We start from the raw sequence: 21,625 nt of genomic DNA, 5'->3' as shown, positions 1-21,625 counted from the left end.
GGCCGGCGAACGCCGCTGCTCAGCGCCCGGCGATCGGCTCGTCGGTCGCGCGGGGCGCCAGCTCCACGTCGGCCCGGCCGGCCGTCGCGCGCCGGGCCACCGGTTCGTGGCCCTCGGCCGCGCACACCAGCAACGCCGACGTCCCCGGGACCTCGAGCGCGTAGGACCCGTCGTCGGCCGTCTCGGTCCGTCCGAGCTGGCGGCCGGCGTCGTCCACCAGCGTCACCGACGCGCCGGAGACCGGCTCGCCCCGGGCGTGCACCCGCCCGCGCAGCCGCGGGGCGCCGTCGCCGGCGGGAACGGTGTCGACGGCACGGGCGGCCGCAGCGACGGCCTCCGGCTCCGGTTCGGGTGCCGGCGGTGCTCCCACGTGCCGGTCCCGGGCCGCCCCGAGACCGGCGACGGTGAGCGGGACGAGCATCACGAGCAGCGCGACGACGGGCCACGTCCAGGACCCGGTGGCGTCGTGGATCGCGCCGAGCCCGAGCGGTCCGGCAGCGGCGATCACGTAGCCGACACCCTGTGCCATGCCCGAGAGCTGGGAGGTGTGCGCGGCGTCCGGCGAGCGCAGCGTGATCAGGGTCAGGCCGAGCGAGATCCCCACGCCCTGACCGAGCCCGACGAGCACCATCCACAGCGGGGCCAGGGAGCCGGGGGCGATGAGCAGGCCGACGTACCCGACGACCCACAGGCCGACGAGCAGGGCGACGAGGTGGAACTGGCTCGGCCGCCGGGTGGCGAGCACGGGGGTCGCGGCCGAGGTGACGAGCGAGCACAGCCCGGCGAGCGAGAGGAGCAGGCCGGCCTCGGCCGCGGAGCGGCCCCGGTCCACGAACAGCGTCGGCGCCCAGGCGGTGAACGAGTAGAACTGCAACGACTGCAGGCCCATCGTCAGCGTGACCTGCCACGCGAGCGGCGAGCGCCAGAGCCCCCGGACCGGCGCGGCGGAGCGCGCGGTACCGGCCGTGCCCGCCCGGCGCGAGCTGCGGACCCACGGCAGCCACAGCAGGATCGCCAGGCCGGAGAGCACCGCCCAGAGGGACAGCGCCGGGCGCCACCCGAGGCCGGTCGCGTTCTCGATCGGCACCATCACCGCCGCGGCGAGCGCGCCGCCGCCGGAGAGCATGGTCGAGTAGGCGCCGGTCATCAGGCCCGTGCGATGCGGGAAGTCGCGCTTCACGACCACCGGCATCAGCGTGTTGCCGACGGCGATCGCCACCCCGGCGAGCACGCTGCCCGCGAGCAGGGTCGCGAGCGAGGGGACCAGCCGCACGAGGATGCCGGCGGTGAGCACCACCAGGGCCGCGAGCAGGGTGGTCTCGAGGCCGATCCGCCGGATCAGGGTCCCCGACGTCGGGGCGAGCAGGCCGAAACAGAGCACGGGCAGCGTCGTGAGCAGGCCGGCGACCGCGCTGCCGATCCCGAGGTCGGCCTGGATCTGGGTGAGCAGCGGCGAGACCCCGACGACGGCGGGGCGCAGGTTGAGCGCGATCAGCAGGACCGCGAGGGCGAGCAGGATCGACCGGGCCCGGGTGCTCACGGTGCACCGTCCAGGACCGCGAGCAGCTCGTCGAGCAGGGCGTCGGAGGCCGCGCCCGCGGCGTCGGCGTCGCGGGCGGAGATCGCCTCGACGAGGTCGGTGTGCACGGTGAAGGCAGCGACCCCGGCGGCCTGCTGCGCGTCGACCGTCACCTCGATCGCGGTGGCCAGGGCTCCGCCGAGGTGATCGAGCAGCTCGCCGAGCACCGGGTTGTGGGCGGCCGCGACCACGAGGCGGTGGAACTCGAGGTCGCCGCGGACGAAGCCGTCCCGGTCGCCGGCCCCGGCGAGGTCGTGCTGCCGGCCCAGGGCCGCGACGAGTCCGGCCAGCTCCTCGGCGGTGCGGTGGGTCGCCGCCAGTCGCGCGGCCTCCCGCTCCAGCCCGCGGCGCACCTCGAGGACGTGGCGCGCGTCGGCCCGGCGCACGTACCGCTCGAGCGCCGCCCCCAGCCCGGAGTCGGCCCGGACCCACGTGCCGGTGCCCTGGCGGACCTCGAGCATCCCGCTGTGGGCGAGCGCCCGGACCGCCTCGCGGATCGAGTTGCGCCCGACGCCGAGCGCGGTCACGAGCTCCGGCTCCGGTGGGATACGGGTGCCCACCGGCCACTCGCCGGAGACGACCATCGCCTCCAGCTGGGTGATCACGTCACCGATGACGCTCGCGCGTCGCGGGTTCTCCAGCGGCACGCCAGACATCCTGTCATCCCATGTCTGCGGTGCCTACGCGTGGTGCTTCGACGACGCGTGCCGGTGGTGCTGCGTCGAGGGTGGGGCGTCCGCGGTGTCGGCGATCGTGCGCAGGTCGAACGACAGGAAGTCGCGACTCGAGGTCTGCAGGTAGTGCTGCGCCCCGACCTGCTCACCCGGGAAGAGCTGGAACGCGTCGGGCCGGGGCCGGCCGGTCGGGTGGAAGTAGGCCCCGGAGACCCACGCCGGGTTGATGTCGAGCTCCATGCCGCGGACCACGCCGGCGCTGCGCAGGATCTGGCCGAGCGTGCACACCGACAGGGCGGGGCCGCCGACGTAGACCTCCGCGCCGGTCGCGGTGACCCCGAAGGCGGAGCGGTTGATGTAGGCCGCCTGCCCGACCGTCGAGCCCCACTCCGCGGTGCCGCCGGTGGCGCAGGTCGGGTTCACGACGCCGTGGTCGACCAGCGGGACGAGGTTCTGGCGTACCGCCGTGACGTCGGGGGTCATCGCGACCTCGCTGCCCCACGCCCCGACGTCGGTGGTGCCGTCGCGGTGCACGACGAGGCTGGCCGCGCCGGGGACGAGCGGGCGGGCCTGCCTCCCGTCGAGGAACCACCCGCCGTGGCTGTCGCCCTGCAGCCGGAAGCCGGCCGAGAACGCCGCGACGACGGTGCGCTGCTCGGTGTCGTCGATCTCCGACGGCACCGGCCACGAGCCGCCCGGGTCCTCGGTGCCGGGGTGCAGGACCCCGCGGACCAGCGTCGGGTCCATCCACAGGACGCCGACCGTGAACGACGTGTGCTGCGCGTCCGGCCGGACGGAGGCGACGCGGACCGCGTCACCGTGCGGGCTCGCCACGACCGTCTGCCACTGCCCCTCGCCGGGCAGCGGGGCCAGGCCCTCCGGGGCGGGCAGGGGCGGCGGGGCGGGGCTGCCGCCGGGATGGTCGGCGACCGCGCCGGAGGCGTGCGGGATGCCGCCGACCGGGGCACCGCCGGTCGGCGGCTGGTCGAGCTGGTACTGCGCCGACTCCAGCCACGTCACGACCGGCCCCAGCCCGTGGTCGCGCCCCCACTCCGCGAGCCGCGCCGGGACGGTGTCCGAACCGGGGCGGGTCAGGGCGTGCACGAGACTCGGGGTGGCGACGGCGGCGAGGATCACGAGCAGGGCGACGAGCACGACGAGTGCCCGCCTCCACCTCGTCCCGACGCCGGGTGCGGCCGGTTCGGTCCCGGTGGGATCGAGAACGGGTGGGGTCACGACCGGACATCGTGCTCGCGACCTGCGGTGTCACGGTGAAGAACCGAGTCGAGCGAAGGGCCCCTCCGGTCGATCCATCCGACCGGAGGGGCCCTTCGCTCGACGTGCGGAGCGGCGGGTCCTACGCCGGGCGCACCGTCAGCAGCAGGTGGTCCTTGCCCTTCGCCGACCGCAATGCGGCGTCCCACCCGTCCTTCGCAGCGGCCGTGTACAGGAAGGCCGTCGACGGGGTGCGCAGCGGCGAGCGGAACACCGCGTCGACCGTGACGGCCTCGTCGATCCGCCCGGCGAGCGCGGCGAGGACGCGCGCCTTGGACCACATGCCGTGCGCGATGGTGCCGGGCATCCCGAACGCCCTGGCCGCGAGCCCGTTCACGTGGATCGGGTTCACGTCGCCGGACACCGCGGCGTAGCGGCGCCCGATGTCGCCGGGGACCTTCCACACCGCGTGCGGCCGGTCCCCGACGTGCGGCTCCGGCTCCGGCGGGGCGGCGTCGGTGGCCTCGTCGGCGGTGGCGCCGCGCACGAAGTACGTCGAGCGGGAGTGCCAGGCGACCTCGGTGTCGGGCGTTCCGACCGTGGAGACGAGGTCGACCTGCGCGCCCTTGGGGTGGGCCACCAGCCGCTCGGCGTGCACCCGCACCACCAGCGGCTCGCCGACCGTCAGCGGCTGCTCCCGGGTGATGACGTTGCGCAGGTGCACCATGCCCGGGGCGGGCAGCGGGAACTCGCGGTCGGTCATCAGCCGCATCTGCAGCGGGAAGGCGAGCATGTGCGGGTAGGTGATCGGCAGCTCGCCGCCCACCCGGAACCCGCACACGTGCGCGTAGTCCGCCACCGCGTCCGCGTCGATCGTCGCGTTGACGAGCTCGAGCGTGCGGTCGGGCAGGGTGTCCCCGCCCGAGCGCGCCGTGAGCAGTGCCCGGCCGTAGAGCGCCCCGAGGGTCGGGGCACTGTCGAGGGTCTCGGTGGGCATGCTCAGGCCCCCAGGTAGTTCTGGCCGTCGACGCGCAGCACCTGACCGTTGATCGCGTACGAGGCGCCCTGGGCGAACCAGGCGATCGTCTCGGCGACGTCGACCGGCAGGCCGCCCTGGGTCAGCGACGACAGTCGCCGGCCCGCCTCGCGCGTGCCGACCGGCATCGCCGCGGTCATCGCCGTCTCGATGAACCCGGGCGCGACGGCGTTGATGGTCGCGTCCTTGGCGGCGAGCAGCGGCGCGGTGGCCTCGACGAGGCCGATGACGCCGGCCTTCGAGGCGCCGTACGAGGTCTGCCCGCGGTTGCCGGCGATGCCCGCCATCGAGGAGACGGTGACGATGCGCCCGCCCCGGTGGAACCCGTCGTCGTCGGACGAGGCCAGCAGCACGTCGTTGATCGCGAGCTGCGAGTTGAGGTTCACGTCGATGACCGAGTTCCAGCGGTCGGTGTCCTGGTTCGCGAGCAGCTTGTCGCGGGTGATGCCGGCGTTGTGCACCACGATGTCCACGCCGCCGTGCCGACGGCAGTGCTCGAGGATGGCCTCGCCGGCACCGTCGTTCGTGATGTCGAGCTGCAGCGCGGTGCCGCCGACGTCGTTCGCCGTGTGGGCCAGCGCGTCGCCCGCGGAGGGGACGTCGACGGCCACGACGGTCGCGCCGTCGCGGGCCAGGGTCTGCGCCACGGTGCGCCCGATGCCGCGGGCGGCCCCGGTGACGACGGCGACCTTGCCGGTGACCGGGTGGTCCCAGTCGGTGCCGGCCGACGAGCCGGCGTAGCCCGGCACCGTCCCGACGTCGAGGCGCTGGCCGTCGACGAACGCCGAACGGCTGGAGAGGAAGAACCGGAGCGTCGACTCGAGGTCGTTCTCGGCGCCGTCCGCGACGTGCACGAGGTTGACCGTGGCGCCGTAGCGCGCCTCCTTGGCCGCGGAGCGGACCAGGCCCTCGAGCGACCGCCGGGCCGCGCGGACGGCGGGTCGCTCGGCCGCGGCCGGGACGTCCCCGATCACGAGGATGCGTCCGGACGGCCCGACCCGGCGCATCACCGGCGTGAGGAACTGCTGGACCGCGGCGAGGTCCCGGGGGCTCGACAGTCCGGTCGCGTCGAGCACGGCGGCGGCGACCTTGGACGTCGACGAGCCACCGCCGATCGGGGCGGCCGGGTCCTCGTGCACCTCTACGGCGGCGTCGGCGAGTACCGCGCGGACGACCTTGGCCACCCGCCCGTTCGCCGTCGCGGTCCCGAGCAGCGCGGCCCCGGAGAGCAGCGGCTGGCCGGGCTCCCAGCGGCGCAGCTTCGGCACCGGAGGCAGCCCGACGTTGCCGGCGATCGCCCTGCCGACGCCCGAGTTGACGAAGTCGGAGTACCAGTCGTGCGACATTGTCTCTACCTCTCTCAGGCCTCGAGGATGGCGACGACGCCCTGGCCGCCGGCCGCGCAGATGGAGATGAGCCCGCGGCCCCCGCCGTTCTGGTGGAGGGTCTTCGCGAGCGTCGGGACGATCCGGGCGCCGGTCGCGGCGAACGGGTGCCCGGCCGCGAGCGAGGAGCCGTGGACGTTGAGCTTGCCGCGGTCGATCGAGCCGAGCGGCGCGTCCAGGCCCAGGCGCTCCTTGCAGAACTGGGGGCTCTCCCACGCGGCGAGCGTGGCGAGCACGGTCGAGGCGAAGGCCTCGTGGATCTCGTAGAGGTCGAAGTCCTGCAGCGTCAGGCCGTTGCGCTCGAGCAGGCGCGGCACCGCGTAGGCCGGCGCCATGAGCAGGCCCTCGTCGCCGTGGACGTAGTCGACCGCGGCGGTCTCGGCGTCCACGAGGTGCGCCAGCACCGGCAGGCCGCGCTCGGCGGCCCACTCGTCGCTGGCCAGCAGGACGGTGGCCGCGCCGTCGGTCAGCGGGGTGGAGTTGCCCGCCGTCATCGTGGCCTCGGCCTTGTCCCCGCCGGCCGGGAAGAAGACCGGCTTGAGCTTGCCGAGCTTCTCGACGGTCGAGTCGGCGCGCAGGTTGTTGTCCTTCGTGACGCCGAGGAACGGCGTCATGAGGTCGTCGAAGAACCCGGCGTCGTAGGCCTTCGCGAGGTTCTGGTGCGACAGCGCGGTCAGCTCGTCCTGCGCGGTCCGCTCGATGCCCCAGTGCGCGGCGGTGATGGCGGCGTGCTCGCCCATCGCCATCCCGGTGCGCGGCTCCCGGTTGGCCGGGATCTCCGGGACGATCTGGCCGGGGCGCAGGCCGGCGAGGGCCTTGACGACGCCGGCGGTGGACTTCGCGCGGTTGGCCTCGAGGAGGACCTCGCGCAGGTCGTCGTTCACCGCGATCGGGGCGTCGGAGGTGGTGTCCACGCCACCGGCGATCCCGACCTCGACCTGCCCGAGGGCGATCTTGTTGGCGACGAGGATCGCGGCCTCGAGCCCCGTCCCGCAGGCCTGCTGGACGTCGTAGGTCGGCGTGGCGGCGGACAGCCGCGAGCCGAGGACGGCCTCGCGGGTGAGGTTGAAGTCGCGGCTGTGCTTGAGCACGGCTCCGGCGACGACCTCGCCCATCCGCTCCTCGGTCAGCCCGAAGCGGGCGACGAGCCCGTCGAGCGCCGCGGTGAGCATGTCCTGGTTCGAGGCGCGCGCGTAGGCTCCGTTGGAACGGGCGAAGGGGATGCGGTTGGCGCCGACGACCGCCGCGCGACGGGGGCTGGCCATGGGTTCCTCCAGGGGACTGGGCTTCGTTACCCGAAAGTAGCAGGTACCGTGGGTGCCGTGAGTCGACGTCCGCATCGTCACGAGGACGAGGGGCAGCCGCGCGGCGGCCGCCGGTCCTCGTCGACCGACGATGCCGCCGGCGGTGAGGGGAGCACTGCCCCTCCGCCCCGCCGCGACAAACGTTCCAGCCGGTGGGACGAGCACCGGCGGGCGCGTCGCACGGAGCTGACGCTGGCCACGATCGTCGCGATCCGCCAGCACGGGCCCGACGTGGGCATGAGCCAGGTCGCGGCGCAGGCGCGCACCTCGAAGACGGTCGTCTACCGGCACTTCGCCGACAAGTTCGACCTGTACCAGGCCGTGTGCGAGCGGGTGGGCGCGGTGATCGTCGCGCAGGTCGCCGAGGCGATGCGCGTGGCCGGTCCGCCGGAGCAGATCCTGCGCAAGGGCATCGACGCCTACCTGGTCCTGATCGAGCGCGATCCGGACATCTACCGCTACGTGATGCGCCCGCCGGGCTCCGAGCGCACCGTGGGGGCCGGCGACGGCGACTTCGTGGGCGACCTCACGTCGTTCATCGGGGACCACGTCGGCGGGATCATCTCGACCGAGCTGCACCGGCAGGGACGTGACCCGGCGCCCGCCGTCACCTGGGGGCACGCCGTCGTCGGCATGGTGCGCTCGGTCGGGGACCACTGGCTCACCTCGCGTCCCGAGGTCGCGCGCGAGGTCATCACCGAGGAGATCGCCGACCTGGCGTGGGGCGGGCTCGACCGCACCGTGAACTCCTCGGCCGCGTCCGCCTGATCCGGTGACGCCGCCCACCGTGCGGATGGGTACTCCGCCCATCGGGGTACAACGGGATCAGGCGTTATTACTCGTGAGTAACTTCTGAGGAGGCCCCCGATGGCCGCTCCGCTCTCCGTCCCCCCGTCGCCCTCCGACGTGTCGCCCACGACGGTCGACGCGGTCCGGCACGCCCTCGACGGGCGCTGGTCCTGGCTGCGCGACGAGATCCGTGCCCGTGACGACTTCGCCGAGCTGCGCGTCGAGCCCGGGACCGACGCCGAGACCTACCGCGCCCGGGTGTGGGAGATGCTCGGGCAGCTCGCGGCCGACGGGCACGCCGTGCACGGCTTCCCGACGGCGGTCGGCGGCCGCGGCGACATCGGCGGCTCGGTCGTCTCCTTCGAGATGCTCGCGTTCGCCGACCTCTCGCTGCAGGTCAAGAGCGGGGTGCAGTGGGGCCTGTTCGGCGGCGCGATCCAGGCCCTGGGCAACGCCGAGCAGCACGCGCGCTACCTGCCGTCGGTGATGGACCTGTCGTTGCCGGGCTGCTTCGGCATGACCGAGACCGGGCACGGCTCGGACGTCCAGTCGGTGCACACCACCGCGACGTACGACCCGGCGACGCAGGAGTTCGTCGTCGACACCCCCACCGAGTCGGCGCGCAAGGACTACATCGGCAACGCCGCCCGCGACGGCCGGATGGCCGCGGTGTTCGTGCAGCTGTGGTCCGCGCCGGAGGGCGAGGCGCCGACGCGGCACGGGGTGCACGCCGTCCTGGTGCCCCTGCGCGACGAGGACGGGACCGTCCTGCCGGGCGTCGAGATCACCGACGACGGGCACAAGGAGGGCCTGAACGGCGTCGACAACGGCCGGCTCGCCTTCCGCGGCGTCCGCGTCCCACGCGAGAACCTCCTCGACCGCTACGGGACGGTCGCGGCGGACGGCACCTACTCGAGCTCGATCGAGAGCGAGAACCGGCGCTTCTTCACGATGCTCGGCGCCCTGGTGCGCGGCCGGATCAGCGTCTCCGGCTCGGCGGTCGGTGCCGCGCAGCTGGCCCTCACGATCGCGATCCGGTACGGCGAGGCCCGCCGCCAGTTCGCGGCCCCGGGCGGCGACGGCGAGATCGCGATCCTCGACTACCTGGCCCACCAGCGGAAGCTGCTGCCGCTGCTGGCCCGCACCTACGCGTTGCGGTTCGCCCAGAACGAGCTCGTCGAGATGCTGCACGACATCCAGACCGAGCGGGAGGCGGGCGGCTCGGTGGACGAGAAGCGCCAGCGCGAGCTCGAGTCGCGGGCGGCCGGCATCAAGGCGCTCTCCACGTGGAACGCGACGCAGGTCATCCAGGTCTGCCGCGAGGCCTGCGGCGGGCAGGGTTACCTCTCGGAGAACCGCCTCGGCACGCTGCGCACCGACACCGACGTGTTCACCACCTTCGAGGGCGACAACACCGTCCTGCTCCAACTGGTGGCCAAGGGCCTGATCTCGGGCTACGCGGACGACTTCGGCCACCTCGACACGCTCGGCACGATCCGCTTCGTCGCCGACCAGGTGCTCGACACCGTCGCCGAGCGCACCTCGCTGCACGCCCTGGCCGAGCGGCTGCGCGGCGCGGCGGCGGGGGGTGACGACGAGGAGGTGCTCGACTCCTCGTGGCAGATCAAGCTGCTCGACGACCGCGAGGAGCACACGCTCGACTCGCTGGTCCGCCGGCTGCGACCCGCCCGCGGGAAGGGCGTCACGCCCGACCGCGCGTTCGACATCTTCAACCGCGCCCAGGACCACCTGCTGCACGCGGCCCGCACGCACCTCGACGGGCTGGTCCTCGACGCGTTCAACCGGGCCTGCGACGCCGAGACCGACCCGACCGCGCAGGAGCTCATGCGGTCGGTCTGCGACCTGTACGCGCTGTCGGTCATCGAGGACGACAAGGGCTGGTTCCTCGAGCACGGCCGCATCTCGGCCGCGCGGTCGAAGGCGATCACGGCGGAGATCAACAAGCTCTGCCGCACCCTCCGGCCGCACGCCCGGGTGCTGATCGACGCGTTCGGCATTCCCGAGCACTGGATCGGCGCGCCGATCGCCACCGGCGAGGAGACCCGTCGTCAGGAGGAGGCCATCGCCCACGCCGACTCGTTGTAGGCCGGCCGAGACCGCTCGGCGGCGGACGGCGCGCCTCCGGCGTCGCACCTTGTCGTGGGATTTTCACGCCCCGGGCGCACCTTGTCGCTGTGAATCCCAGCGACAAGGTGGCGGTTGACGGGCGGGAGGCCGCGACAAGGTGTCGGCCGGTCCACCGCGGACGACGACTGGGCCGGATGGCTCGGACGGGTGGTCCCGACGGGCCTGCCGCGGTGGGAAACGGTGTGAATCCGGTCGGGCCGGGTAGAAGGTGGGCACCCACCCGACGTGAGAGGACGCCCGACGTGACCGATCCCTACGGACAGTGGGACTCCAATGCCCAGGTGATGCCCCCGAAGCCGAAGAACGGCATGGGCGTCGCAGCGCTGGTGTTCGGCATCCTGGCGCTGCTGACCTGCTGGGTGCCCATCGTCGGCCTCGTCCTGGGCATCCTCGCCATCATCTTCGGGGTGGTGGGCCGGGGCCGCGTCCGGAAGCAGCAGGCGACCAACGGCGGCGTCGCGCTGACGGGCCTGTGGCTCGGTGTGATCAGCGTGGTGCTGAACATCATCGCGACAGTGGTCCTCGGCGGGCTGTTCCTGGCCTTCCTGGGCGTCGGCGGCGGCCAGACGCTGCAGCAGTACCAGGACTGCGTCACCGCGGCGCCGAACGCCGGGACGCCCGCGCAGGTCCAGCAGGCCTTCGAGCAGTGTCAGCAGCAGTTCAGCTCGCAGCTGCCGAACCTCGGCGGCGGCGAGGGCCAGTAGCTGCCACGCACGACGACGGGCCCCGGCACCTGATGGTGCCGGGGCCCGTCGTCGTCGAGGGGTCCGAGCCGGACGATGAGCCGCCTCGCGGCGCGTGGCACACCAGGGCTTCAGCCGAACGATCGTCCCTGGCGGCTCTTATTATTGAGACCCGGGGGCACATGGCGCCCGGCCCGGACATCCCGATCCAACCACGTCGGGCGCCGCGTTGTTCCCGGCCCGGACGAGAAATTCTCAGCGCGCCGGGACCACCGCGAGTCCGTCGGCGACGGGACGCAGGGGCGTCGTCGAGGGCACGTTCACGACGGCGAGCCGTCCCCCGGCCGGGCGGCGGACCATCTGCGTCGATCCGCCTCCGTCGAGCGCCACCGCCTGCGGGACACCGAGCTCCACCATCAACCGGCCCAGTTCGGCGAGGGTGGCGCCGACGCTCGCCTCCTGCCGTCCGTCCACCGCGACCAGGAAGAGCGTGCGGCCGTCGGCGGACAGCCCGACCGCGGTGCGCGGTGCGCGCTCGGTGGTCTGCAGGCCCGGCCACGCCGCGCCGCCGCGGACCAGGGCCAGCGCGCCGAGCGCCACCCGCAGGGGCGGCGTGTCCGGGGCGAGGGCGGTCCAGCGGGCGTCGACGGGGTCTCCGGGACGCACGCCGCGCAGCGCCGCCGCGGCCCCCTCCCGGGCGACCAGCGCCACCTCTCCCGCCGGCACCGCTCGCGTCCCGACCGGCCCGACCGCGACCGCCCGCCCGGCCCGCACCCGGACCTCGACGGCGTCCGCGCTGCACGGGGCGGCCGCGTCCGTGTCGGACCCGCAGACGGTCCGCGCCCGGGTCACGCCGCCCCAGGCCGGGGTGAAGGCCGCCACGCCGCCGACCGGCACCGCGTACAGGTTGAGCCCCGCCAGCGGGAGCTCCCGACCGCCGAGGCGCGCCGTCCCGGAGAACAGCACCCGCCCGATCCGCCCGACCCCGGCCGTGTCGATCCCGACGACGGTGTCCGGGCTGGAACCGGGGGGTCCGGGCGGTGCCGGGCGCCGGCCCGACGGGACGGCGGACTTCACCAGCGCACCGCCCTCCAGCTCGACCCCGACCGACGCGCCGGTCCGGCTCTCGTCGAAGAAGTTCCCGTTGACCCCGCCGATCGCGTCGACCGCGCCGGCCAGGGTGGGGACCGGGGCGGTGGCGGCCACCGCCCCGGGACGGAGCAGGCGCACGGCGAGAGTGCGGTTCGCGAGGTCGACGCGGATCAGGTGCCCGCGCACCCGGCCGACCGCCGCCGTCGTCGTGAACTCCCGGTACTCGGTGCCGGGGACGTCGTCGGCGCGCGCCCCGAGCAGGGTGTCGAGGACCCGGCCCGGCGGGGGCGGGGGGTCGGCGAGGGCGGCCGGTGCCATCGCGAGCGTGGCGACGAACGCCGTCAGGAGGACCCGGCCTGCCGTCATCACCCTCCTCCTGGACGTTCGGAGGGGAGCGTCCCCCGGGAGGGGCGGCAGGACGTGCGGCGACATGGGCGACCCGGCAGAGTTCCCCTCGACGGGTGGCGTGGCGGGTCTCACGGGGTAAAGGGAACTCAAAGACATTCCCATCACGTTGGATGGTGGACGACGTCGAGTGGCCGGTAGGAGGCTGAGGTGACCGTCCCGTTCTGGGTCTGGGCTGCGACGGTCGGCGGGATCGCCGTCCTCGTGGCCATCGACATCTGGCACGCCCGGTCACCCCACGAGGTGGGGTTCCGCGAGGCGACGCTCTGGTCGGTCATCTACATCGTGGTGGCCCTGGCCTTCGGTGCCGGCCTCTGGTTCTTCATGGGTGCCCAGTCCGGGATCGAGTACCTCTCGGGCTGGCTGGTCGAGAAGAGCCTGTCGGTCGACAACCTCTTCATCTTCGCGGTGATCCTCGCGCAGTTCGCGGTGCCGAAGCGGCACCAGCAGAAGGTGCTGCTCTGGGGCGTCATCGGCGCCCTGGTGATGCGCGCGATCTTCATCCTGATCGGCGCGGCCGTCATCAACGCGTTCAGCTTCGCGTTCGTGATCTTCGGTGCGTTCCTGGTCTACACCGCCATCGGCCTGGTCCGCTCGCACGGCGACGAGCCGAAGGACATGAGCGACAACGTCGCGGTCCGGCTGACCCGCCGGCTCGTCACCGTCCACGAGGAGCACACGGAACCGGGCGACAAGCACGACGGGCAGCTCTGGCGCAAGGTCGGCGGCAAGCTCGGCGTGACGCCGCTGTTCATCACCGTCGCGGTGATCCTCTCGGTCGACCTCGTGTTCGCGCTCGACTCGATCCCGGCGATCTTCGGCATCACGCAGAACTCGTACATCGTGTTCACGGCGAACGCGTTCGCGCTGCTGGGCCTGCGGGCCCTGTACTTCCTGCTGGTCGGGCTGCTGGAGCGCCTCGTCCACCTGTCCTACGGGCTGGCGTTCATCCTGGCCTTCATCGGCGTGAAGCTGGTCCTGCACTGGCTGCACGTGGACATCAACCCGAATATCCCGGAGGTGCCGACCTGGCTCTCGCTGATCGTGATCGTCGTGACGCTGACGATCGTGACGATCACGAGCCTCGTCTCCACGCGTGGGCTGCCGCCGAAGCAGGAGGAGTCCGGGGCGTCCGCGTCGTCGGACGCGGTGGAGTCCGCACCGGAGACGGGCGACGCCACCGCGGCGGACGAGACGGCCGACGCCTCCCGGCGGACCTGAGCCGGTCCGGGTCGTGTCACCGTGGTCGGGTGACCTCCCGGGCCGGACGAGACCGCGACGAGCAGGGCCGCGCCCAGAACGCGCGTCCACGGGACGCCGCGGGGCGACCGCTGCCGCCGGGCGCCGAGGGCGTCGAGCGGGTCGACGAGGACGTGGTGCTCCCGCCCGACCAGGCGCTGACGGAGGCGCAGCGCCTGCTCGACGGCGGGTTCCCCTTCCACGCGCACGAGGTGCTGGAGGGGGCCTGGAAATCCGGTCCCGACGACGAGCGGGCCCTCTGGCAGGGCCTCGCCCAGCTGGCGGTCGGCCTGACGCACGCGCAGCGGGACAACCGGCGGGGCGCGGTCTCCCTGCTGCGGCGCGGCGCGGAGAACATCGGGGCGGGGGCCTCGGTCGCGGGCCGACACGGGATCGACGCCGAGGGGGTCGTGGCCTGGGCGCAGACCCGGGCCGACGCCATCGAGGCAGGCGGGGAGCTCGTCGTCGGGACCCCGCCGCGGCTGGTGCACTGACCCGTTTCGCACCGCAGCCCACCCGGGCAGCCAGTGGTCGTCGAACGATCTTCCCGGGAGGTGCCCCAATGGCGAACGAACTGTCCGGCAAGCGCATCGCGATCCTCGCGGCCAGCGGCGTGGAGCAGGTCGAGCTGGAGCAGCCGCGGAAGGCGGCCGAGGACGCGGGCGCGACGACCACGCTGGTCTCGGTCGACACCGGCGAGATCCAGGCGATGAACTCCGACATCAACCCCGGCGACACCTTCCCGGTGGACCGCGCGATCGGTGACGTGTCGGCCGACGACTTCGACGCCCTGATCCTGCCCGGCGGCACCTGCAACCCGGACACACTGCGCCAGAACGGCGACGTCATCTCCTTCGTGCAGGCCATCGCGGGCGCCGGCAAGCCGATCGCGGCCATCTGCCACGCCCCGTGGACGCTGGTCGAGGCCGACCTGGTCCGCGGCAAGCGCCTGACCTCGTTCCCGAGTCTGCGCACCGACATCCGCAACGCGGGCGGCACCGTCGTCGACGAGCAGGTCGTCGTCGACCAGGGCCTGATCACCAGCCGCAACCCGCACGACCTCGACGCGTTCTGCGCGACGCTCGTGAAGGAGTTCGCCTGAGCGGAAGTGTCCTGGCAGGCCGGGGCGGCACGCGCGGCATGATGCGCCCGTGAGCGCTCCCGGCCTGTTCGACGAGATCCTGGCGCGAGGGGCCGCACGCGACGCGGTGTCCGACGCCGCTTGGCTCGCCGCCCTGCTCGAGGTGGAGGCGGCGCTCGCGTCCGCGGCAGCGGATGTCGGGGTGATCTCCGGGGCCGTCGCGTCGCAGATCGCCGGCGCGTGTTCACCGGACCGCGTCGACGCGGCCGCGATCGCCCGCGAGGCGGCCGCCGCGGGGAACCCGGTGGTGCCGCTGGTCGCGGCCCTGCGCAGCGCGCTCCGCGCGGACGGTGCCGACGAGGCGGCCGCCGCGGTGCACCGCGGTGCCACCAGCCAGGACGTGATGGACACGGCGTTGATGCTCGTCTCGCGGCGGGCAGTCGCGGTGGTGGCCGGCGACCTCGCGGCGGCGGCCTCCGGGGCGGCTGCCCTGGCCGCGGCCCACCGGGACACGCCCGCCGCGGGCCGCACGCTGCTCCAGCAGGCTGCTCCGGTGACCCTCGGACTCCGGGCGGCCGGATGGGCCTCGGGCCTGGACGCGGCGGCGGCGGCGCTACGCGGGTGGCGCCCGGCGGTCCAGCTCGGCGGGGCGGTCGGCACGCTCGCGGCGTTCGCCGGCCACGGGACGGCCGTCCGATCCGCGCTGGCCCGGCGTCTCGAGCTCGACGAGCCGGTCCTCGCCTGGCACACCGAGCGCGGGCGGATCGCCGAGCTCGCCGGGCTGCTCGGCCGGGCCGGTGCGGCCGTGGGGTCCGTCGCCACCGACCTGGTGCTGCTGGCGCAGACCGAGCTCGGCGAGGTCCGGGAGGACGTGCCCGGCCGGGGCGGCTCGTCGACGCTGCCGCACAAGCGCAACCCGGTGGGCGCCGTCTCCGCGCGAGCCGCGGCGATCGCGGTCCCCGGGCTCGTGGCCTCGGTGCTCACCGCGGCGTCCGGGCACGAGTACGAGCGCGCCGCCGGTCCGTGGCACGCGGAGTGGGCGCCGCTGCGGGAGCTGTTCCGGACGGCGGGATCGGGCGCCGCCTGGCTCGCGGACTCGCTGACGAACCTGGTCGTGGAGCCGGCCGCGGTCCGGGCCTCGCTGGAGGTCACCGGCGGGCTGCTGCTCGCCGAGAACGTCACCACCGTGCTGCGCGGGCGGGTGCCGGACCCGAAGGCCCTGGTCACCGACGCGGCCTCGACCTCGCTCGACACCGGGCGGCCCTTCGCCGACGTGCTCGCCGAGGCACTGGAGGGCACCGACGTCAGCCGGGCGGAACTCGACGCCGCTCTGGATCCCGCCACGCACACCGGGGAGTCGGCGGCCCTCGTCGACGCGTACCTCGCCTCTCGGACGGAGCACCCATGAGCAACGACCTCGACCCCGCCGGCCTGGCCACCCGCCGGGAGGTGCTCGGCGACGAGCACGTCGACCGGGCGATCGCCAACACCGACGAGACCACCGAGGACTTCCAGGCCTTCATCACCCGTTACGCCTGGGACGGCATCTGGAACCGCCCGGGCCTGGACCGGCGCCAGCGCAGCATCGTCACGCTGTCGGTCCTCGCGGCCCTGCACCACGACGGCGAGCTCGCGATGCACGTCCGTGCCGCCCTGCGCAACGGCCTGACCCGCGAGGAGATCCGCGAGGTGCTGCTCCAGGTGGGCGTCTACGCGGGCGTCCCGGCCGCGAACCGGGCGTTCGGGGTGGCGCAGAAGGTGCTGGCGGAGGCCCCGGAGTCCTGACCCGGCGGCGGTGTGCGGCACCGACCCGACCGCTGCGTCGGGGTGCTGCCGACGAGCGTCGTCGGACCACCCCGATACCGTGGGTGCCCACGGCGGCGTGGTCGAGGGGACGAGGGTGCGGGGACGAAGCGGTCGGACCGGGGACGGGGCGCGCCGGAGCGCGACCCGGCTCGGGGCAGCGGCGGCGGTCGCGCTGGTCGTGCTGCTGGCGGGCTGCTCGTCGGAGGAGACGCTCGCCACCCCGCCGATCCCGACCTTCCCCGGGCCGGGCGCCGCTGCGCCCACCTCCGCTCCACCGTCGCGCTCGACCCTCGTGCCGACCGACTGCAACCAGATCCTCTCCAAGGACGACCTGCCGAACCTGCTCGGGCTGCCTCTGGGCACCGTGGACGTGCGGTCGCTGCGGGACGTCCCCGCGCCGTCGGTCGGGCGCCTCGAGCGGGTCACCTGCACCTACACCTCCACCGGCGGCGCGGGGGCCGCGCCGCAGGGTTCGCAGGTGCTCCGGCTCCTGACCAGCGGCTACAGCACCCCGGATCAGGCGCTCTCCCAGGTGGCCGTCAACAACCAGGTGCTGCAGAGCCAGGGCGTCGCCCCGGTCGCGACGCCGATCGGCGCCGCGCAGGGGACCTTCTTCGCCGACCCGGACGGCCCGATCCTCGTCGTCGCGTACCGCCAGGTGACCGTCAGTCTGACGCTGACCCGCGGGGGCGGGATGTCGACCGACCAGCAGCGGTCGCTGCTCGTCGACCTCGCCCAGCGGGTGCTCCCGGTCCTGGTGCCCTCCGGCTCGTAGCCCGCGGCGACTCGCCGTCGGGAACCCGCGCGCGTAGAGTTTCGTTTGCATAGGCTAACGATTGGGGTGCGCGGTGCCGGGAGATCGCTACAAGTGGGTGGCGCTGTCGAACACCACCCTCGGCGTGCTGATCGTGACGATCAACATGTCGATCCTGCTCATCGCGTTGCCCGACATCTTCCGGGGCATCGACATCGACCCGCTGGCCCCGGCGAACGTCAGTTACCTGCTGTGGCTGATCATGGGCTACCTGGTGGTCACGGCGGTGCTCGTCGTGAGCTTCGGGCGCATCGGCGACATGTACGGGCGCACCCGGATGTACAACCTCGGGTTCGCGGTGTTCACGATCTTCTCGGTCCTGCTGGCCGTCACGTGGCTGCAGGGGGACGCCGGCGCGATCTGGCTGATCGTGATGCGCGTGCTGCAGGGCATCGGCGGGGCGCTGCTGCTCGCCAACTCGACGGCGATCCTCACCGACGCCTTCCCCACCCACCAGCGCGGGCTCGCACTCGGGATCAACTCGATCGCCGCCATCGCCGGGTCGTTCCTCGGCCTGCTGGTCGGCGGCGTGCTCGCGCCCGTCTCCTGGCACCTGGTGTTCGTGGTCAGCGTGCCGATCGGCGTCTTCGGCACCGTGTGGGCCTACGTGAAGCTGCGCGAGACCGGCGAGCGGCACGCCGCGCGCATCGACTGGTGGGGGAACATCACCTTCGCCGTCGGCCTGGTCGCGGTGCTCGTCGGGATCACCTACGGCATCCAGCCCTACGGCGGGCACGTCATGGGCTGGACCTCGCCCACCGTGCTCACGTGCCTCATCGGCGGGGTGGTCGTGCTCGCGGTCTTCGCGGTGATCGAGACCCGGGTGGCCGAGCCGATGTTCCACCTCTCGCTGTTCCGCATCCGCGCCTTCACGGCCGGGAACCTGGCGAGCCTGCTCGCGGCCCTCGGACGCGGTGGCCTGCAGTTCATCCTCATCATCTGGCTGCAGGGGATCTGGCTGCCCCAGCACGGGTACGACTACGAGTCGACGCCGCTGTGGGCCGGGATCTACATGGTGCCGCTGACGATCGGCTTCCTGGTGGCGGGCCCGGTCTCGGGGGTGCTGTCGGACCGTCACGGCGCTCGGGCCTACGCCACGGTCGGCATGCTCGGCGCGGCCGTCAGCTTCCTGCTGCTGCAGTTCCTGCCGGTGGACTTCGCCTACTGGGGCTTCGCGATCATCCTGGCGGTCAACGGCCTCTCGATGGGCCTGTTCTCCTCGCCCAACCGTGCGGCCATCATGAACTCCGTCCCGCCGCGGCAGCGCGGCGCCGCGGCCGGCATGACCTCGACGTTCCAGAACGGGGCGACGGTCCTCTCGATCGGCATCTTCTTCTCGATGCTGATCCTCGGGCTCTCCCGGACCCTGCCCACGGCGCTGCACGACGGCCTCGTCGCGCACGGGGTCCCGGCCGACGCCGCCCAGCGCATCTCCGAGCTGCCGCCGGTCTCGACCCTGTTCGCCGCGCTGCTCGGCTACAACCCGATGGAGACGCTGCTCGGCCCGCAGGTCCTCGCGCAGGTCGGTCCGGACCAGGCCGGGTTCCTGACGGGGCGCTCGTTCTTCCCGTCGCTCATCAGCGGCCCCTTCGCCGACGGCCTGACCTTCGCCCTCGTCTTCGCTGCCCTGTGCTGTGTCGTCGCGGCGCTCGCGTCGCTGCTCCGCGGCGGGAAGTACGCCTACGTCGAGCCCGCCGGAGCGGGTGTCGACGGCGCCGACGGGGCCGACGAGATCGACGGCGCCGCGGTCACCGAGGCCGCGTACCCCGGGTTCGACGACGGGGACGGCGCCCTCGTGGGCGCGCCGACCGGCGGCCGGGTCCTGCGGGGACGGGTCACCGGCCCCGACGCCGCGCCCGCAGCCGCCGTCGTGACTCTCGTGGACCGGGCCGGGCGCCAGGCCGGCCGCGCGGTGGCGGACGCGGACGGCCGCTTCCGGATCGAGCCGCCGTCGTCCGGGGACTTCCTCGTGATCGCGACGCCGAGGGACGTCGGCCACGCTGTCGCGCCCCGGGCGACGCAGGTGTCGGTGAACGGCGGCGCGGTGGACGTGGACCTGGTGCTCGATCCGCGCTGATCCACTCCATGACGATGGTCACGGCCAGGGGTAACCCGTTGGTAAAGGGGCCCCTGCATCGTCGGGAGGCGTGACCGGATTCGACCATCCAGAGCGCAGGCCTCGGCTGCTCGGCACCGTGACGGTGGTGCTGACGGCCGCCGCCGGGGCCATCGACGTGGTGACCTTCTTCGCCTTCAACCAGGTCTTCGCGTCCACGATGACCGGCAACCTGGTCCTCCTCGGACTCGGCCTCGGGCAGGGCGAGTGGGAGCAGGTGGTCGACAATGTCTGCGCGATCGTCGGCTACTGCAGCGGCCTCGTCGTCGGGACCCTGATCTGCGGCCTCGCGATGCGCCGGCTGCCGTGGCGCAACGCCGTCGGCATCACGCTCACCACCGAGCTCGCCCTGCTCGTCGCGGTCGGGCTCTACTGGTGGGGCGTCGACGACGGGTCCGAGCTCGGCCAGGTCCGGGTGATCGTCCTCGTCATCGGATCGGGCCTGGCGATGGGCGTGCAGGCGGCGGCGATGCGCTACATCGGTCCGGCCGGGACGCCGACGAGCTTCCTGTCCGGCACCGTCACGAACTGGGTGTCGAGCCTGGTGGAGCTGCACAAGCCGTTCACGTGGAACTGGAACTCGCCGCTGCGGATCGGCGTGATCGTCGTGGCGGCGGCCGGCAACGCCGTCATCCAGGCGCGGGTGCCCGACGTCGCGTTCGCCGTGCCGGTCCTGCTCGTCCTGGTCGCGATCCTCGGCATGGCCGTGGTGACCCGTGCGAACCACGGCGGGCTGGTCGCGGGGGAGCCGGAGTTCGCCCCCGACCCGCGCAGCGAGGTCCCCGACGCCTCGGACGAGGCCGCCGACCCCGGTCCGGACGACGAACGGATCGACGGCATCGGGCGGGTGAGCGGCCGGGTCGTCGACGACGCCGGGACGGCGAGCCCGGCCGCGGTGACGCTGGTCGACATGGCCGGCCAGCAGGTCCGGCGGGTCCACACCGAACCCGAGGGCGGTTCGATGTGCAGCCCCCGGAGGCCGGCGACTTCGTGTTGATCTGCACCCCACACCGCATGGGCGGCGGCGCGGCACGTCCGCGGGCGGTGATGATCTCGGTCGACGGTGCCCCGGTCAGCCACGACGTGGTGCTGGGGTCGCGCGTGTGAACTCCGTGCATGACGATCGTGCGCGATGCGATGATGCTCCTCACGGGGTGCGCACGATCTGATCGTCCGCACGCCGGGAACTGATCGGGTATGACCGGTTTCGACCACCCCGAGCGCACACCGCGGCTCCTCAGCGCGGTGACCATCGTGTTGACGGCGGCCGCGGGCGCGATCGACGTCGTGACGTTCTTCGCGTTCAACGAGGTCTTCGCGTCGACCATGACCGGCAACCTCGTGCTGCTCGGGCTGGGGATCGGGCAGGGCGACTGGTTCCAGGCGCTGGACAACGTCGTCGCGATGACCGGGTACTGCGGCGGCCTCGTCATCGGGACGATCGTGTGCGGGGTGGCGATGCGGCGCCTGCCCTGGCGCAACGCCGTGGGAGTGGCGCTGACCGTCGAGCTGGCGCTCCTCGTCGCGGTCGGGGCGTACTTCTATGCGGTCGACGACGGGCCCCTCGCCCAGCTGCGCGTCGTGGTGCTCGTCCTCGGCGCGGGACTCGCCATGGGCATCCAGGCGGCCGCGATGCGCTACGTGGGGCCCGCCGGGACACCGACGAGCTTCATGTCCGGGACCGTCACGAACTGGGTGTCGAGCCTGGTGGAGCTGCACAAGCCGTTCACCTGGAACTGGAACTCGCCGCTGCGCATCGCGGTCATGGTCGTGGCCGCGGCGGCCAACGCGGTGATCGCCCGCGTGGTGCCCGACCTCGCCTTCGTGGTCCCCGTCCTGCTCGTGGCGCTCGCGATCGGCCTCATGGCGTGGGTGACCCGTGCCAATCACGGCGGCCTGGTCCTCGGCGAGCCGGAGTTCGCCCCGGACCCGCGCAGCGAGGTGCCGGATGCCGACGCGGCCGACGTGGAGCCCGCCGTCGACGGGATCGGGCGGGTGGCCGGCCGCGTGATCGACCCGGACGGGGCGCCGAGCCCGGCGGCGGTGACCCTCGTCGATCGCGACGGTCGCCAGGTCGCGCGGGTCCACACCCAGCCCGACGGCTCGTTCGACGTCCGGCCGCCGGAGGTGGGCGAGTTCGTGCTGATCTGTACGCCGCACGGGGTTGACGGTCAGGTGGTGCGGCCTCGGGCCGTGGTGGTGACGGTGGCCGGGGATGCCGTGGAGCACGACCTGGTGGTGGGGTCGACGTAGGCCGGC

Annotated in this window: 19 protein-coding genes; 12 read left to right on the top strand and 7 right to left on the bottom strand. The window is 73.6% G+C overall.

Translation table 11 applies throughout. The features are described 5' to 3' along the window. Nucleotides 1-19: 19 nt before the first annotated feature. The 6 genes from QRT03_RS17330 to QRT03_RS17305 all read right to left on the bottom strand — a co-directional run bounded on the left by QRT03_RS17330 (nucleotide 20) and on the right by QRT03_RS17305 (nucleotide 7,154). Complete coding sequence (locus tag QRT03_RS17330) at nucleotides 20-1,540, bottom strand: MFS transporter (protein ID WP_286054179.1); 1,521 nt, start codon at nucleotides 1,538-1,540, stop codon at nucleotides 20-22. Continuing rightward, nucleotides 1,537-2,235 (bottom strand): FadR/GntR family transcriptional regulator, encoded by a 699-nt coding sequence (locus QRT03_RS17325; protein WP_425604852.1) that lies wholly within the window; start codon nucleotides 2,233-2,235, stop codon nucleotides 1,537-1,539. The genes QRT03_RS17330 and QRT03_RS17325 overlap by 4 nt, the downstream gene beginning before the upstream one ends. A gap of 24 nt (nucleotides 2,236-2,259) precedes the next feature. After that, nucleotides 2,260-3,489, bottom strand: a complete 1,230-nt coding sequence (locus QRT03_RS17320; RefSeq protein WP_286054177.1) for a hypothetical protein — start codon at nucleotides 3,487-3,489, stop codon at nucleotides 2,260-2,262. Nucleotides 3,490-3,610: 121 nt separating this feature from the next. Then, nucleotides 3,611-4,465 (bottom strand): MaoC family dehydratase, encoded by an 855-nt coding sequence (locus QRT03_RS17315; RefSeq protein WP_286054176.1) that lies wholly within the window; start codon nucleotides 4,463-4,465, stop codon nucleotides 3,611-3,613. Between the two features lie 2 nt (nucleotides 4,466-4,467). Next, nucleotides 4,468-5,850: a 3-oxoacyl-ACP reductase gene (locus QRT03_RS17310; RefSeq protein ID WP_286054175.1), complete on the bottom strand. Its 1,383-nt coding sequence runs from the start codon at nucleotides 5,848-5,850 to the stop codon at nucleotides 4,468-4,470. A 14-nt stretch (nucleotides 5,851-5,864) separates the two neighbouring features. Further along, a complete protein-coding gene (locus QRT03_RS17305) occupies nucleotides 5,865-7,154 on the bottom strand; it encodes an acetyl-CoA C-acetyltransferase (RefSeq protein ID WP_286054174.1) in 1,290 nt (429 codons plus the stop codon). A 57-nt stretch (nucleotides 7,155-7,211) separates the two neighbouring features. Between QRT03_RS17305 and QRT03_RS17300 the strand changes: the two genes are divergently transcribed. From QRT03_RS17300 to QRT03_RS17290, 3 genes are all read left to right on the top strand, one after another. Further along, nucleotides 7,212-7,961, top strand: coding sequence for a TetR/AcrR family transcriptional regulator (locus tag QRT03_RS17300; protein WP_286054173.1), 750 nt, complete (start codon nucleotides 7,212-7,214; stop codon nucleotides 7,959-7,961). A gap of 99 nt (nucleotides 7,962-8,060) precedes the next feature. Then, entirely contained in the window at nucleotides 8,061-10,088 is a 2,028-nt protein-coding gene (locus tag QRT03_RS17295; RefSeq protein ID WP_286054172.1) for an acyl-CoA dehydrogenase family protein, read from the top strand. A gap of 284 nt (nucleotides 10,089-10,372) precedes the next feature. Further along, on the top strand, nucleotides 10,373-10,834 hold the full coding sequence (locus QRT03_RS17290) for a DUF4190 domain-containing protein (RefSeq protein ID WP_286054171.1): 462 nt from the start codon (nucleotides 10,373-10,375) through the stop codon (nucleotides 10,832-10,834). A 234-nt stretch (nucleotides 10,835-11,068) separates the two neighbouring features. Here QRT03_RS17290 and QRT03_RS17285 read toward each other — a convergent pair whose 3' ends face one another. After that, nucleotides 11,069-12,271: a phosphodiester glycosidase family protein gene (locus tag QRT03_RS17285; RefSeq protein WP_286054170.1), complete on the bottom strand. Its 1,203-nt coding sequence runs from the start codon at nucleotides 12,269-12,271 to the stop codon at nucleotides 11,069-11,071. A 189-nt stretch (nucleotides 12,272-12,460) separates the two neighbouring features. Here QRT03_RS17285 and QRT03_RS17280 point away from each other — a divergent pair, with 189 nt between their 5' ends. The 9 genes from QRT03_RS17280 (at nucleotide 12,461) to QRT03_RS17240 (ending at nucleotide 21,619) form a co-directional block, all read left to right on the top strand. Continuing rightward, entirely contained in the window at nucleotides 12,461-13,531 is a 1,071-nt protein-coding gene (locus tag QRT03_RS17280; protein WP_286054169.1) for a TerC family protein, read from the top strand. Between the two features lie 29 nt (nucleotides 13,532-13,560). Then, nucleotides 13,561-14,043, top strand: a complete 483-nt coding sequence (locus QRT03_RS17275; RefSeq protein WP_286054168.1) for a DUF309 domain-containing protein — start codon at nucleotides 13,561-13,563, stop codon at nucleotides 14,041-14,043. Between the two features lie 68 nt (nucleotides 14,044-14,111). Then, on the top strand, nucleotides 14,112-14,651 hold the full coding sequence (locus tag QRT03_RS17270; RefSeq protein ID WP_286054167.1) for a type 1 glutamine amidotransferase domain-containing protein: 540 nt from the start codon (nucleotides 14,112-14,114) through the stop codon (nucleotides 14,649-14,651). 49 nt (nucleotides 14,652-14,700) lie between these two features. Beyond that, nucleotides 14,701-16,038, top strand: coding sequence for a lyase family protein (locus QRT03_RS17265; protein WP_286054166.1), 1,338 nt, complete (start codon nucleotides 14,701-14,703; stop codon nucleotides 16,036-16,038). After that, complete coding sequence (gene pcaC / locus QRT03_RS17260; protein ID WP_286054165.1) at nucleotides 16,035-16,415, top strand: 4-carboxymuconolactone decarboxylase; 381 nt, start codon at nucleotides 16,035-16,037, stop codon at nucleotides 16,413-16,415. Before QRT03_RS17265 ends, pcaC begins: the two co-directional genes overlap by 4 nt. Before the next feature lie 79 nt (nucleotides 16,416-16,494). Next, nucleotides 16,495-17,211, top strand: coding sequence for a hypothetical protein (locus tag QRT03_RS17255; RefSeq protein ID WP_286054164.1), 717 nt, complete (start codon nucleotides 16,495-16,497; stop codon nucleotides 17,209-17,211). Between the two features lie 73 nt (nucleotides 17,212-17,284). Beyond that, nucleotides 17,285-19,327 (top strand): MFS transporter, encoded by a 2,043-nt coding sequence (locus QRT03_RS17250; RefSeq protein ID WP_425604850.1) that lies wholly within the window; start codon nucleotides 17,285-17,287, stop codon nucleotides 19,325-19,327. A 70-nt stretch (nucleotides 19,328-19,397) separates the two neighbouring features. After that, entirely contained in the window at nucleotides 19,398-20,363 is a 966-nt protein-coding gene (locus QRT03_RS17245) for a YoaK family protein (protein WP_286054163.1), read from the top strand. A gap of 248 nt (nucleotides 20,364-20,611) precedes the next feature. Beyond that, nucleotides 20,612-21,619, top strand: a complete 1,008-nt coding sequence (locus QRT03_RS17240) for a DUF1275 family protein (protein WP_286054162.1) — start codon at nucleotides 20,612-20,614, stop codon at nucleotides 21,617-21,619. The last annotated feature ends 6 nt before the right edge of the window (nucleotides 21,620-21,625 follow it).

This window comes from Actinomycetospora termitidis, assembly GCF_030286555.1.
GTDB classification, from domain to species: domain Bacteria; phylum Actinomycetota; class Actinomycetes; order Mycobacteriales; family Pseudonocardiaceae; genus Actinomycetospora; species Actinomycetospora termitidis.
Note: the sequence above shows the minus strand (reverse complement) of the source record. Positions and strands in the feature narration are given on the sequence as shown.

What these genes read in the sequence shown, in the direction of transcription:
- QRT03_RS17325 (WP_425604852.1), bottom strand. Translation starts at nt 2,235, where the DNA reads ATGTCTGGCGTGCCGCTGGAGAACCCGCGACGCGCGAGCGTCATCGGT.
- QRT03_RS17315 (WP_286054176.1), bottom strand. Translation starts at nt 4,465, where the DNA reads ATGCCCACCGAGACCCTCGACAGTGCCCCGACCCTCGGGGCGCTCTAC.
- QRT03_RS17310 (WP_286054175.1), bottom strand. Translation starts at nt 5,850, where the DNA reads ATGTCGCACGACTGGTACTCCGACTTCGTCAACTCGGGCGTCGGCAGG.
- QRT03_RS17305 (WP_286054174.1), bottom strand. Translation starts at nt 7,154, where the DNA reads ATGGCCAGCCCCCGTCGCGCGGCGGTCGTCGGCGCCAACCGCATCCCC.
- QRT03_RS17295 (WP_286054172.1), top strand. Translation starts at nt 8,061, where the DNA reads ATGGCCGCTCCGCTCTCCGTCCCCCCGTCGCCCTCCGACGTGTCGCCC.
- QRT03_RS17285 (WP_286054170.1), bottom strand. Translation starts at nt 12,271, where the DNA reads ATGACGGCAGGCCGGGTCCTCCTGACGGCGTTCGTCGCCACGCTCGCG.
- QRT03_RS17270 (WP_286054167.1), top strand. Translation starts at nt 14,112, where the DNA reads ATGGCGAACGAACTGTCCGGCAAGCGCATCGCGATCCTCGCGGCCAGC.
- pcaC (WP_286054165.1), top strand. Translation starts at nt 16,035, where the DNA reads ATGAGCAACGACCTCGACCCCGCCGGCCTGGCCACCCGCCGGGAGGTG.